At 59.1% G+C, this 14,182-nt stretch carries 12 protein-coding genes; 1 reads left to right on the forward strand and 11 read right to left on the reverse strand.

The genetic code is table 11. From position 1 onward, the window contains the following. Window positions 1-93: 93 nt before the first annotated feature. Complete coding sequence (locus NT179_05615; GenBank protein MCX5721491.1) at window positions 94-2,034, reverse strand: hypothetical protein; 1,941 nt, start codon at window positions 2,032-2,034, stop codon at window positions 94-96. Between the two features lie 293 nt (window positions 2,035-2,327). Between NT179_05615 and ubiA the strand changes: the two genes are divergently transcribed. Beyond that, window positions 2,328-3,215, forward strand: a complete 888-nt coding sequence (gene ubiA, locus NT179_05620) for a 4-hydroxybenzoate octaprenyltransferase (protein ID MCX5721492.1) — start codon at window positions 2,328-2,330, stop codon at window positions 3,213-3,215. A gap of 136 nt (window positions 3,216-3,351) precedes the next feature. Here ubiA and NT179_05625 read toward each other — a convergent pair whose 3' ends face one another. From NT179_05625 to NT179_05670, 10 genes are all read right to left on the reverse strand, one after another. Beyond that, window positions 3,352-4,368, reverse strand: coding sequence for a c-type cytochrome (locus NT179_05625; GenBank protein ID MCX5721493.1), 1,017 nt, complete (start codon window positions 4,366-4,368; stop codon window positions 3,352-3,354). Beyond that, the gene (locus NT179_05630) at window positions 4,365-5,192 is read right to left on the reverse strand and encodes an ethylbenzene dehydrogenase-related protein (protein ID MCX5721494.1); all 828 of its coding nucleotides are present in this window, start codon (window positions 5,190-5,192) and stop codon (window positions 4,365-4,367) included. The genes NT179_05625 and NT179_05630 overlap by 4 nt, the downstream gene beginning before the upstream one ends. A gap of 125 nt (window positions 5,193-5,317) precedes the next feature. Beyond that, entirely contained in the window at window positions 5,318-6,037 is a 720-nt protein-coding gene (locus NT179_05635) for a cytochrome c (GenBank protein MCX5721495.1), read from the reverse strand. A gap of 9 nt (window positions 6,038-6,046) precedes the next feature. Further along, the gene (locus tag NT179_05640) at window positions 6,047-6,670 is read right to left on the reverse strand and encodes a cytochrome c (protein ID MCX5721496.1); all 624 of its coding nucleotides are present in this window, start codon (window positions 6,668-6,670) and stop codon (window positions 6,047-6,049) included. A 27-nt stretch (window positions 6,671-6,697) separates the two neighbouring features. Next, window positions 6,698-8,476 (reverse strand): cytochrome ubiquinol oxidase subunit I, encoded by a 1,779-nt coding sequence (locus tag NT179_05645; protein MCX5721497.1) that lies wholly within the window; start codon window positions 8,474-8,476, stop codon window positions 6,698-6,700. Between the two features lie 25 nt (window positions 8,477-8,501). Continuing rightward, window positions 8,502-9,518: a hypothetical protein gene (locus tag NT179_05650; GenBank protein MCX5721498.1), complete on the reverse strand. Its 1,017-nt coding sequence runs from the start codon at window positions 9,516-9,518 to the stop codon at window positions 8,502-8,504. Window positions 9,519-9,549: 31 nt separating this feature from the next. After that, entirely contained in the window at window positions 9,550-10,662 is a 1,113-nt protein-coding gene (locus tag NT179_05655; protein MCX5721499.1) for a cytochrome bc complex cytochrome b subunit, read from the reverse strand. Next, entirely contained in the window at window positions 10,663-11,595 is a 933-nt protein-coding gene (locus tag NT179_05660; GenBank protein ID MCX5721500.1) for a ubiquinol-cytochrome c reductase iron-sulfur subunit, read from the reverse strand. A gap of 1 nt (window position 11,596) precedes the next feature. After that, window positions 11,597-12,403: a cytochrome c gene (locus tag NT179_05665; protein ID MCX5721501.1), complete on the reverse strand. Its 807-nt coding sequence runs from the start codon at window positions 12,401-12,403 to the stop codon at window positions 11,597-11,599. Window positions 12,404-12,473: 70 nt separating this feature from the next. Further along, window positions 12,474-14,144, reverse strand: a complete 1,671-nt coding sequence (locus NT179_05670) for a cytochrome ubiquinol oxidase subunit I (protein ID MCX5721502.1) — start codon at window positions 14,142-14,144, stop codon at window positions 12,474-12,476. Between the last annotated feature and the right edge of the window lie 38 nt (window positions 14,145-14,182).

Raw genomic sequence — 14,182 nt, forward strand, 5'->3', positions numbered from 1 at the left:
GGAACCCACAACTTACACGGGTTTTTTCTCAGCCTCAAGAGGTTTTTCGTTCCATGGCGGAACAGAGGCCGGAACCCGTTGCTTTGATGACGATTATTTAAGCTTGGCGACCGGTTGCAGCCTGGCCAGAGACCCCTGGCCCGCCCCTGGGAGACAAAGAGGCTCCTGCTCCTTGCCGTACTGCTCACGAGCCACCTTCAACACCTGCCCCCTCGTATAGGTACAGAGTTCGCCAGCCAGGATCGTTCCGTTTTTATCCAGGTCTGCCGCCCCCCCCATCCCTTTGAGCAATTGATAGGCAAACAGGCCATGCTGGCCCGGATCGTAACTATAAGACTCCTGGATCGACCGGTTGCCGACCATCCAGAGAATCCTTTCCTTCCCGCCCCCCTGCTGCTCCCACAAAGGCCCGATCGCGCTGGCCACCTCCTTGCCAGGCGCCAATTCAAGCGTGAGGTCGAGCATCACGATGGCCTGCTGAATCGGCAAACTCAGCAAAGATTCCTGCAACCGGCGTAGCGAATAGAGTCTCGCGCTGGAGGTCGGCGTGCTGTCGAACAGCAACAACGACACGGCCCCGGTCGTGGGGTCCACGACTCCCCGGCCCGTGACCGAGACATAAACCACGGTGGTCGGGTCCAGATGCATCGGCAGCCACTCGTCCAAGACCTCGACCAGGTCGCTCTTGAGGGCATGGGCATCCAGAAGGGTGCGCACTCGCTCGTGAGGAATGCCTCCGACCGATTTGAGATAGCTGGCCATGACCTCCGCATCCCTCGTGGCATACTTGACCCGGGCCAGGCCGCTCTCCCGAAACTGCCCCACGCCAATGACAATACCCACGGCCTTCGGCTGTTTGAGCAGGCCCGTCCACTTCGGAAGTTGATCGACATCCACCGGCTGCGCCTGAGCCTCCTTCGCGGATTCAGGCTTCATGGCCACCAGAAACTTCTTGGCGTTGGGCAACTGGACGGACGAGGACCCGGCACGCAGGATCAGCGTCAATTCCGCCTGCACCGCCTCTTTGACCAGGCCGACCTTGCCATCCACCGTCACGCGCTTGACCTCGCCTGGCTGGAGATCGCCGATGGAGACCAGGCTGGGAATCCGCTCGATCAAGGGAGGCATGGCGGTCACAGACAATTCGACCGCCTTGGCAATTCCCGGCCCTTCATTTTTGACTTCCAGTTCGATCGCGATGGCTTCCCCGCTATGGACCACCTGATTGCGGTTCTCGTCTCGGACGATCGCCCGGAAGATCACCTTGGCAGACTCGTCCAATGGAACCGGCGCAGATCCTGATGCAGCCGATTGCGGCGCGACTGGCTTGGGTGCAGGAACGGAAATCCCGCTGCCTGCCACAGGAGAGGGAGGAGGAACAGCCGCCGCAGTAGCCTGGGCGCGTCCGGCCTTCCGTGCATCTGCTGCATTGAGGATCTTGCTCGATGTCCCCAGTTGCTTGGCCATGCCGTCCGTCACAAGGCCGAAGGCCTCTTGAGCAATCTTGTCCAGGCCCTTCACTTCGCAGGAAACGGCAGTGACCTCAACCTCGCCTCGGCCGATGCTTTGAATTTTCTTACTGTGCAGGACCGTGCCATCGGCAGCCGTATAGGCGAAATCCAATCCCACTATGACGGTGGCGGGATAGCTTCTATTGGCCTGTCGCACGACCGCCAGATCGAGATGGATGATGCCCAGCGCCACATCGACATAGCCGTCCGGCACAGACGAGGGGCCCGCCTCGCCGGTCAGGACCTTTTCAAAGACGCGGCCGGTTTTATGTTTGAGTGCATCCTGCAATGGAGCGGCGAGCAACAAGGATTGCGGCTGGCCGCAGGCATCCTGATAGGAGAGCTGCGCCCCGGCGATGCTGGCATCCGCGCGAAGCTGGACGGTGAGCGGAAGATAATAGCCGATGGTCGCGCCATTCCGATTTGAAAAGAGCGAGCAGCTCGTCAACGTCGCAATACAGAGCCCGGCCCCAACCCATGAGGCGGCACGAAATAGAAGAGATGGTCGCGTTGAATCAATCACATGCACCACATTCTTATACAGAAAATCACTCAACTAGCACAACCAGCACAGTTATTTCCTATAGGCCACAACGAGCGGCTAACGAGATAGCCGCCACGTTCCTCAGCCTCTTTCCAGAAAGGGCCAGGGCCTTTCCCTCTCAACACCTCTCCTCAAGGGAGTGGCCAAGGTTGCCCTTTACTGCGCGCATCGAACGAGCACCTTCCCAGCGTGCGCGTTCTGCGAGCAAGAAGGGCACCTGGCCGCGCCCTCCGCAATTGACAGCCCCTCACCCCTCGGCTAAGTTCAGGCCCATGATTGAATCTTCTTCACCGGCGCAGGGGCCGAAACTGTCCTGGTCTGCCATCAGCCGACTCATCCGCCTACAGAGCCAGACCGGAACCTGGCTGCTCCTGCTCCCGACCCTCTGGTCCCTGGTCTTGGCGGCGCGCGGCCTGCCGCCCCTCCACTTGCTGGCCATCTTCGTCGCAGGGTCTTTCGTGATGCGGAGCGCCGGGGTCGTGTTGAACGATTTGGCGGACCGCTCGTTCGACCGGCATGTGACCCGCACGCTGGTGCGGCCCCTCGCCTCCGGCGAACTCAGCGTCCCTCATGCCCTGCTGGTCCTCGGCTTCTTTCTCGCTCTGGCTGGCCTGCTCGTGCTGCTGCTGGACCCTCTGACGATCCTCCTGAGCCCGATCGCCATCCTCCTGGCTGCCCTCTATCCCTTTGCAAAACGGGTCATCCATATTCCGCAAGCCATGCTGGGCATCGCCTTCGGCTGGGGCACCATCATGGCCTGGGCCGCCTCGCGGGGTGCCATCGACGCGCCTGCCTGGTGCCTCTTTGCTGCGACGGTCTGCTGGGCGATCGGATACGACACGATCTACGCCCTGCAAGACAGGGAGGACGATCGCAGGATCGGCGTGAAATCATCGGCCCTGCTGTTCGGCCCATCCACCTGGATCGCCGTCGGCACGGTCCTCTGCGCGATGCTGTTGCTGCTGGGACTGGCTGGCTGGCTGGCCCAGATCGGCTGGGTCTACTATGCAGTGCTTGCTGCTGTGGGAGGTTGGTGTCTGAGGCAAGCAGGACAGATCAGGGGAGTTGTCTCGGCCCCTACCGCCTTCCACATGTTTCAACAACATGTGTGGGTAGGAGCCGTAATCTTGATTGGAATGATCGCGGGATTTCTGTTCTAGCAAGAATGCTGAAAAAGTCCGCTAGCGTCGTTCTCGCTTCGCTCAGCCCCTCAACGTACCCTACGGGTACGCCTCAGAGCTTCACTCGCTGCGGCCTTGCTAGACGGCCTTTTTGAGCATCTTGCGGTTGCGGCGATCAGCCAGCCGGCTTTTCGATCGGGGCATCCGGCTTCGGCGCGCGCAACGTACCCAAGTACATCGTTACGGCCTTGGCATCGGCATCGCTGAGCCCGAGCGCCGGCATTCTGGTTTCTGGCTTCATCGCCTGAGGATTCTTCACCCAGCGATAAATCCAGGTCCCGTTCAAACGAAATCCTGCCCGGTCGAGCGCCGGTCCGACTTTGCCGCCTTCTGTGCCGATGCTGTGGCAACCGTTGCAGCCGTACTTGTTCGAATAGAGACGTTTGCCGTGCTCCACCATCTCCGCCACCTGCTCCGCCTTCACGGTCAGATCGGGACGGGCGACGTTCGCGCCTTTCCCAGGTCTGGTGGTGAAATTGGTCACAGCCGCCTGAGCCACGTCGAGTTCTTTTTTCGCCTGCACCATGGTAGCCAGTTCTTTGGCATAGGTGGACTCGTCTGCCTCAACGTCCTTCTTCAACTCTTCGCTCTTCTTTTCTGCTTCGTCGCTCGCCTTCTTTTCGGCCGCTTCGTAGGCCTGCTTGGCCTGGTCTGACTTGCTCTGAGCCGCTTGGAGCGCTGTCGCCAGCTCTTTCTTCCGTTCCTCGACTTTAAACTCCAGCTTCATGCCGTGGAGGCCGCGGACATAGCCGACGATCGCCCAGATTTCGTCTTCCGACAGGGTGTACTTGAAGGTCGGCATGGTGGGCACGGCGAAATCGTCGTCGCCGATCTTGTCGCCACCGGGACTCGTGTCCTTCATGTCGCGGGAAATCGTATTGAAAATGTCTTCGTCCTTGAAGGTGCCCATCTCCGACTTGTTCGAGAGATCTTTGGGCTTCGGATCCGGCATCGACGACCAATTGAATCCTTCGTTCTGGCGTCCGTTCTCTCCGTGACAATGCATGCAGTAGTGGCTGTAGAGTTCATGCCCCTTCTGCTGTTGCTCGCTGGCGCAGCCGCCTGCCACCATGGCCCACAGGCCGATCAGTCCACCTACCGTTCCTAGTGCAAAGAGCCGAGCCGCCTTCATGCTGATTGCCCTTTCTTTAGCTTGCGGATCAGAATGAACTGAAATCCGAGAGCCAGGCCCACGGCGAGAGCCGCGTAATAATAGCCGGAGTAGTCCGGTGGCGCTTCTGCGCGGAAATACCACCAGGAAGAGACCGCCTTTTGCGATCCCTTCTCTTTCAGCTCGCCGCTTGCGTCCTTCTTCCCGTCCCAGACGGCGAAGGCGATGTTGATGAAGCCGCCGGTCGTGATCTGCGTATCTTCCTCCGGATGTCCGGTGGCGAGTGGCCTGGTGAAGACCACTTTCCAGGTGCCGTTGGCATAGGCGCCCTTGGCTTTCACGTCCTGGTGCTGCTGCACGCTGAGCGTGCCGAAGCCCTTGGCATTCATATCCACGCCTTTGGCGTCTTTATTCTTCCAATACCAGATGTTGACCGGGCCGCCTTCCACCTGCGCCATGGGCTGGCCATGCGCGAAGTGGGCTTTCTTGTCGCCCACCATGAATTCAATGGCGGCGGCATCGTCCGGATCTTCCGAGGGATCGGCATATTCCAAGAGAATGGCGACGTTCGTCCCGTCATGCAGGGCGCGCACGCTCAGGTCCCGGACCGTCGCTTCCAGAATGCGGTTCGGCCAATGGACTTGCGGCGACATCGGGAAGGTGGCCGGAATCGCGCTGCTCCAGACCGCGGCATTCGGGTCATCGGCCGGCAAGGAGCCCTTCACCATCGGGGCGCGAACCGCGATGCCCTCTTGAGCTGCAACAGGTTCCGCAACGAGGGATCCCATGGCCAGCAATACACCGGCAACAACGCCCGTGGCGATTTTACTCAGTCCATGCTTCATAAGTTTCGTCCTCTCTCTACTCACTTCTCAGAGGGTGGGGCTTTGTGCCTTCCACTGGCGTCCACCGAGCGCCTTCCGAGCCTGCGCGGTGCGCGAACACAGAAAGCCTAGAGGCCTACCCTCGTCTACTCCCACGTTCTGGGAGATTGATGCGCGCCATCATACTCGCCCATGATGATTTTCCAGATCCACTCGTCGGGCAATTCGACTTCCCAGCGCGGCATCGCAGACTTCCACGGCATGCCCTCGATCGGGAGGCCGACGCCGCCCTTCTTGATGCGCCAGAAGAGATAGCTTTCCTGGAGCATGGCGATCGTCGTGGGATCGGAGAAGTTGGCCGGAGGAGGATTGAATCCTCTGGCGGCCGGGCCCTTCCCGTCGAAATTTCCGCCGTGGCAGGGGGAACAGAATGCGGCATAGAAGCCCTTCCCCTGCTGGATGGTGTCTGGTGTCTTGGCGACAGGATTTGAGAGGCCGGTATATTCGCCTGGCGGAGCCGGATGGATCGTCCGGTTTTCGGCAGGCGGCGCATCGCTGGTCGCCGTGCTGTTATAGGTCTGCCAGCCGACGATCAGGGGGAACAGCAAGAGCACTCCGTACCGGAGCACTTGCAAGCTGCCGATGTTCTCTCCGGTCAGGAACCGCTGGATCGGACCCCAGAAGGCGTCTTTGGACTCTCCGCTCAAGGTGGCGAAGATCACAATGCCCGACGTCGTCAGCATCAGATACAGGAAGATCAGACTGGCTGGCAGCGGCGCCGAGCCAGGGATATTCGGCACAACGAACTTCAAGATCGTGTAGACGATCCCGATCAAGATGACCGGCTTGAGCAACGAGCCCCCCATACGTTCCTCCTAGTGCGCTTGCGCCACGTCTACTGGACCGGACTGAGCGACCTTCACCGGGGCGGCAGACGCCTGTCCCGGCACTTCGAGTTCAGCGACATTGACGGAAATCGGTTCCCCGCTCATTTGCTGCAGGAAGGCGATGACCGACAGAATTTCATTCTTGGACAGCCCGATCGGGTTCTTATTGATGTAGGGCATCCGGGCCGGATATTCCTTCGGCTGGCCTTCGTGGCGGTAGTCGAGATAGATGTAGGCCTGCGGTTGCGTCAAACTTTCAAAGAGAAATTCGCGGCTCAGCTTGGCGCCGATCCCTTTCAGGTCCGGGCAGCGGGCCGATTCGCTGGGCCCGATCGTATGGCAGAGCGCACATTGGCCCTTGCTGAAAAAAATCTTCTGCCCGATGGTCGCCATGTCGGTCGGCGTTTTCACCGTGGCAATGTCGAACTTCTCCTCGACCGGCGGCAGGGATGCCATCTGCGGCACCGACAGCGCGACGAGCGTGAAGAGGCCGAGAACGATCGCGACGAATCCGATGACCCGGACGAACTGGGCTCGAATCAGGAGTAGGATCAGGGCTCCGCTCCCCACAATCATCAGACCGATCAACTGCAATTTAGCAACTTCGCTCATAGGACTCCTCTTGCGAAATCGATCGCCTCAGCTATGCGGCGCCTTCGCCTTATCGCTCATCGTGGCTACCCAGAAGATGAACGCGACAATCATGCAGAAAACAAATGTATTCAAAGCCATGATCGCAGCGGCATACCCGAGCGCCGGCGAAAATGCGTATTGCGACGAATCCCGGAGCACACCGTACACGTGCCAATGGACGCGCGAGGACGACCTGGCGTAACCCATCAGCGTCATGAGCAGAATGACCATGATCGCATTAAGAACGAGGGCATAGCCGGCGCGAGGCGGCATCTTCCCCCAGACCATTTCCGTCGTAGTCTTGGCGCTCTTCAGCAGCAGGGCCGTCAGCGGCGTGATCGTCAACATGACGAAGAGCACGATCAGCACTTGCGACGTCGAGAAGTAGTTGATGCGGACGATGGCCGGCACGAAGTAGCCCCAGACGCCCAGGACGACGACGGCGATTCCGGCGAGGACCAGCAGGGAGCTCATGACCGCTTTCGCGGCCTTCGCCCATCCGGCAGTCTCTTCCTTACCCGCGCGCCAATACATGATGAAGCTCATGAACGTGACGAGAATCATCAAATTCGACACGGTCATTTTCGCTGACATGACGCCGAAGACTCCCAACAACGGATGGTGGGTGCCTCCCATCTTTCGCGCTTCTTCCAAACTCGCCACGAGCGAGTGAGGCGTCATCCAGACACCGAGACACAAGAGCAGAATGATCAGCATCGACAGCATCGGCTTCCGGTACTTCAGCTCGGAGCCGGGAATGCGATAGGTGATCCCCAGCCAGAAATAGTAATTCGAGCCGAGGAAGAGCACACCGATGAGCATGGCCTGAAGAATGAAGAGCCAGGAGAGGAAGCCGCCCATGAGCGTGATGCCCATCTGCTGGTTGTACTGATAAATTTCGCGCATGAGCCAGTAGCCGGCAAAGGGGAGCGGCAGGAGGCCGAACACCCCGATGAAATTCCCGACATAGCCCATCCAATCGTAGTGGTCGCGTTCTTCCGCGTTCCTGGCGGACAGGTAGCGAATCCCGGCATAGGCGCCGCAGATGTAACCGCCCAGCACCACGTTCGCGATCAGACGGTGAATGTTCACCGGCCACCAGGTCGGATTCCAGGTCGCGGCCCAGGCCCTGGCAAGGTCCGAGCCCTCGGCGAGCACGACCGGACTAGCCTGGAACGTCGCCCAGGAGTTCGGCACGATCATGATGAAGAAGGCGAAGAAGTTCAGCATGAAGCCGAGGAAAATATGGAACTTCTTCTTGCCGCCGTCCTGCATCGCATCCCAGCCATACCAATAGAGGTACAGGGTCGCGGTCTCGACCAGGAACAGGAGGCAATAGACGATGAACGAGGGAAAGAAAATATCGGTCAGATAGTTCATCAACTTGGGATAGAAGGAGATCAGCAGGAACAACAGAATGCCGCCGAAGAGCGCCGTCGTGGCATAGGCGGAGGTCAAAAGCTTGGTAAACTCCTTGGCGAGTTTGTCGTAGCGCTTTTCGCCGGTCTTCCAGGCGACGACTTCGCACAACCAGGCGAATATCGGCACGCCCAACACAAACCCTGCGAGCAGCAAATGGAGCTGCGCGACAACCCAGACGAGGTTGCGGCTGCCGATGTAGGGAATATCGCGATATTCGGTCGCGGCGGCCGGTGCGACATCGGCCCCGAAGGCCAGCGCGGGAAGACTGAGGAGGCCCACGGCCCACAACAGCCCTGAGAGCATCCCCCCCTGGCCTTTGACGGCCTGGAGAAGTCTCTGAATCCATCCACCCTGTTGTTGCATGGCCCTCACCTCATCATCTCCCACGTTACGGTTTCTTGGCGGCAGGCGGAGCCGGCGCGGTTGCTGCCGACGTTTTCACTGCATCTGTGCCTGCCTTACCATTGCCCTTGCTCTTCTTCGTATTGGCCGCGTCGGCTTCTGCCTTCTGTTTTTCCAGCGCCTCGACTTGCGCGGTGAGCTGCGCCAGCATCTTCTCATCTTTATTGAGCGTCTCGACCGGCTTGAAGACGTGCGCCGCCTTCACTTCCGGCTTCTTACAACATTCATGCGGATGAGGCGTAAAGACCGGCAAGGACGACCAGAACAGAAGCGACAAAACCACCGCCCCTCCGGTCAATGCCGTCAACATCAACCCTTGGTCCGCCGGCACCCGCATCAGGTCCCAGCGGGTAATCAGCTTTTGATAATTCTCCGACGCAGGAGCGGCCGACTCCACCGTGCCGCGGATGATCCGCCCCACGAGCCACAGACCGGCGACTGACAGGCCCAGCAACATCCCTGTGGCCACCGTGCCCCAGAGGACCAGCTCAATACTGATTTTTTCCGCGACCGGCACGAACTTGAGAAAGTCCATCTCGAACATCGAATGGGACGCCGCAATCGCGGTTTCTGTCGTGAAACTCACCGCGACCCAGAGGACCGGCAGAAAGAGCCCGCCGACCAGCGCGCATTTCCACCAGAGCGTCAGCCCTAATCCCTCTTGTGGTTCACGCTTCAGCTGTTCGAGGAAAAATGTGCGGCCCACGACCCCGAGCGCCCAGATATCGATCGGAATCGACAAGAGGAACAACAACGGAATGCCGACCCCTTCGCCGAGGTGCGACTCCAAGCCGAGGGTAATCGTGGGAAGCGCAAACACGGTGACTGGACTCGTCAGGAGCATCAAGAAGGCGAGACCGATTCTCGTCTCAAAATGCACCATCCCGAGCGACAGAAACAGGAGCACGAAGGCCAGCTTGATGGGCAAGCCGGTCCAGAAGGCGGGCCAGAGAATGCCGAGCCCGAGCTGCGTGGGACACATTGAGTCGCGTTCGTTGCTCATAGCAGGCCGAATCCGTTCTGCGAGATCGCCACTAATCCAAAAACTCTCGGTTGATAATGGCGGAGATCGTGAAAATCAGGATCGCAGCCATGACCACCACCCATCCGATCAGCGCAACAGGCCGTTTGAAAATATTCCGCTCCGGATCCCGGTCGATGAAGGGCAACGCGGCCAGCAGGGCCATGAAGGCGCCAGGCAAGGCCATCGCCCCGACAAACTGTCCGAACTCGCCGGAAAACATCTTCAGACGCAGCAGCTGGAACAAGAAGAGGAAGTACCACTCCGGCTCCGGGTGATAATCGCCCGGGTCAGGCGTCGCCTCTTCCAGCAAGACCACCGGCTCCCAGAAGGCCAGGGCGCAGATGCAGGCAAACACGGTCGCCATCCCGACGATGTCTTTCCAGATCTGTCGCGGGAAGAAATAATCGGTCTTCGCCTTCAGCTCTGCCGGCGTGCCCCGGAATGGGCCGGCCGGTCCGGCCGTTCTGAAGAGGAAGAGATGCAACCCGGCCAACCCCATCAGGGCGGCGGGGAGCACCATCACGTGAATGACAAAGAATCGGCTCAACGTCATTTGGCCTGGCGTCGCGCCTCCCTTGAGGAACCGCGCCATGAAGTCGCCCAGCAAGGGCGTCTTGTCCATGATCTCGACGCCGACGGTCGTGGCCCAATAGGCCCGCTGGTCCCACGGAAGCAGATAGCCCGTGAAGCCAAATCCCATGACGATGCCGAAGAGCGCCAAGCCCACCAACCAGATCAGTTCGCGCGGCTTCTTGTAGGCGCCCCAGAGAAAGACTTGGGACATATGGGCGAAAACGCAGACCACCATGGCCGTGGAGCCCCAGAAGTGGTAGCTCAGCAGGAACCAGCCATAGTCGACGTCATGCAGAATATACTGAGTGCTAGCGTAGGCATGGTCGGCGGTGGGCACGTAGTAGAACATCAACAGCACGCCCGTGATGGCCTGCATGATGAAGATGAACAACAACACCGACCCGAAGACATAGGCCCAGCGAGAACCGCCAGGAACCGGCTCATTGAGCATCTTGGCTGCGAGCAGTTTCAGTCCGACTCGCTCATCGACAAAGTCGATGATTTTTTCGACGATCGTTGCCTGCGCGTTAGGAGAAGGGGTGTGGCTCATCTAGACAATCCGCGTTTGGGACTTCGTCCCGGCTTTGAATTCCATATCGATAATTTGCACTTCTCCGCTCGCGGATACCTGAATCGGCAGCGGGTCGAGAGGGCGCGGCGCCGGGCCATCCAACACCTTGCCTGCCGCATCGTAGATGCTCAGGTGGCAGGGACAGAGGAACACTTGCCCAAGGACTTTATGCTGGCGCCATTTAAATCCGCATCCGAGATGGGGACATTTGCCGGAAAAAGCGACGTAGGGCACGTCCTTCTTATTGGTCCAGATCGTCTTCCCCAGGACATCACGGAATTCCATATCTTTGCCCTGGTACACTTTTTCGAGGACCGCAGGGGTCGCCTTTAACACCCACACGTTCTTTTCGATCTCGGCTTCCGGCAGATAAGCCTCTTTGACCTTGCGCTTATACTTGAACTGGGTCCCTGCGTCATCCGCCTTGATCTTCCCGACGTTGCCGATCTTCAGCCAGCCGTTGTCGAACGGGGCATACATCGGCTTCATCAAGTACTTCAGCACGGGGTAGGCCAGCGGCAACCCGATAAAGAGCCCGATCACATGGGTCAAATTTGTGAAAAACGTCCGCCGCTTAACGTTACGCTCCAGCTCAGGGAACGGCACGAGCACTTCGCCCGGCGTGACCTGCAGATGGTCCTCTAAATGCGGGATCTCTACTTCATGGGTCGTGACATAGTCCTCGCGCTTGAACGGAGCGAACTCCAGGAAATCCGCCTTGGACATCCGCAATTGCACCAGGCCGTCCGTCACGGTCTCGACCGCGCACATCGGCACCTGCCGATCCTCTGTGCCGCTGACCGACACGACAAGGTCGCTGATCTCGTGAGACAGCGGGTCGACGATGACCTTGGTCACTTCTCCGATTTCTTGATCCGCGCCGCGGACTTTTGATTTCAGTTTAGGCTGCATGCTACTTCTTCTTAATCGGCTTTGGCGTGGCCACCGAGGTATTCTTAAAGGTCCCCAGCCAGGAGGCGAGCGCCACGACGTCCTTCTCCTCCATGAGGTCCTTGTACTTGTCCGGCATCTTGCCCTTCTCGTACTCCTTCTCGAAGCCCTCGGCCATAAAGCTCTTGGGGTCGAGAATCTTCTGCTTGATCTCGTCGACTGAGAGATAGCTGGCGATGTTGTCCAACTCAGGACCGCGCTTCTTGCCGCCCTCGCCCTTCAGCTTGTGGCAGTTATAACATTCTTGCAGCTGCCACTGCTCTTCGCCCAACTTCATGAAGTCCCCGGATGCCGCGCCGGTCGTGGCCGGAGGCGCGCCTGGCCCGCCTGCCGCCTGATCCTTCGTCGCCTGGTCTCCGCCCAGATCCTTAAGCCGCGCCGACAACACCTTCACTTGCTCGTCCAACGCCTTAGCCCGCGCGATCAATTCATCGGCCTTGCCCTGCTCGGTCGCGGCCCGCTTCGGCTTCAAGATCTTCTCGATCTTGCCCTTTTCGTCCTCCGGGTCATATTGCGGCCACATCGAGGCGCCGGAAATATAGACCGTGCAGAGCACGATATAAAAGGCCACCAAGACCGCCACGGACTTGATCCCGCTCATCGGCTTGACCGCCGGCGCATCCAGGATCATGAAGACAACGGCCCCCAGCATCGCATAGGCGAAGAACATCATCTGGAAGATGACGGGGAACTCGAACGCCCTCGTAAAGCCTACGAGTGCGCCTCCCACCACCAGGCCGATCACCAGCTTCTTAATCACATTCCCCATACAAATCCTCTTTCCTTCAGTAGGCGTTCCACACCACGGTTACGTGGCCCCGGCAGGGACTGGACTACCCTCAGGCGTGCCCCTTCGAATCGGAAGGCCGCAGGGTCACGAGAATGGCGAAGCTCACGACTGCGTAAAAGACGACCGTAATCCCGGTGATCCACCAGGCGGAGTACGACAACGTCGGCGTGAAGGACTCCGCGGTAAAGTCGGGCAACAAATTGTACGTGTGGTAGTACTTCCGCAGCAGCGAACGGACGGCGCCCATCAAGCCCATCGTCCAAATCGCGCTGAAGGCCAGGAAGATCAGGACGAACTGGGAGATGAAATCGATCTTCCCCCAGACGATCGTGCCCTGGCTGATGGCCCGGTTATAAATCACATAATTGACGACCGTGACGAACACCAGCGTGAAGGCCGCCGAGTTCTTGGCCGGCATCAACGCCAGGAAGTTCCAATCAGACGGCAGCTCCAACTCCGCCACCAACTTGGCGCCGGTGGGCACGAATCCATGAGGCGTCAGCCAGATGGCATCGCCCACGACAACCATCAAGAAACCGACCTTGATGACCGTGCTCGCCGAAACAGTCAGCGGGATAAAGCGGCCGATAGTGAACGGCGCCAGCAGCATGGGCAGCAAGAACGCCAGCGACGTCGGGTCCGGGACCGGATAGTCTGTCAGCACCTTGGTCATGACCAGTGGGAGCAGCACCATCACGACGGGAGCCAGGATCGTCATCCGAACCTTCTCGACTCCTTCGATGCGCTTCATACTGAGCCAGATATAGTAGTTACTGGCCAGGAAGATGAGCCCGATCATCGCGCCCTGCATTTCGAAGAACATCGAGAGCTGGTCGGCCATCATGTAGGGGCAGATCGAGGCATCGTAATCGCAGAGCTCATAGGCCAGCAGATAGCCCATGAAGGGCAGGAACAGCAATGCGCCCACGCCAATCAGATTGCCGACAAAGCCCATCCAATCGTAATAGGCCCGCTCTTCATCCTTCTTCGCCCCCATAAACATGTAGGCCGCAATCAAGCCCGCCACAAACCCACCGAACGTCACGTTGCCAACGAGGCGGTGAAGATTAAGCGGCATCCAGCTGTAATTGAAGATCTTGTCCCACAGGGACGCGGTGGCGAGGAACTCTTGCGGCGAAATCCCCTCGGCTTTCACCGGAGTATTCATAAACGACGTCGGCCCGTCGATCACGAAGAGCGTGATCGTGCCGATCAGATTCAAGAGCACACCCAGGGCGATATGGCGGGCCTTCTTCTCACCCTTCCAGGCGTCCCAGGTATAGAAATACATGTACAGCAAGATCGTTTCGCTGATGAACAACAGTGGATAGATCACTGCGAACAACAGATAGAAATGATTGATGAGCCATGTCGTGAACTGCGGATAGGTCGCCAGCAACACGAAAATAAAGAGGCCCCCGGTCAGGGCAGTCATACTGTAGAGGATGACCGTCACTTTCGTGACCTCTTTCGCCAGGCGATCGTACCGGGGATCCTGCTTCCGATACCCCAACCATTCTGAGATGACGACGAAGATTGGAGCGCCGAGAATAAACCCGGCAAATAGAATGTGAAGCTGGGCGACGACCCATACCGCGGTCCGGTTCCCCGTGTAAGGGAACTCCACGGGTGGCGCGCCGGGAGCCTGGGCATATGCCGCTCCTCCGAACAACGCCAGAAGCGCGAATGCCGCCACGAGACTGCGCTGCCACGTTTTCATGATGTTTCGCCGCCCCTCCTCACGTGATTGAAATCAGC

The sequence above is a fragment of the Nitrospirota bacterium genome (genome assembly GCA_026387665.1).
In the GTDB taxonomy this organism is placed as follows: Bacteria; Nitrospirota; Nitrospiria; order Nitrospirales; family Nitrospiraceae; genus Palsa-1315.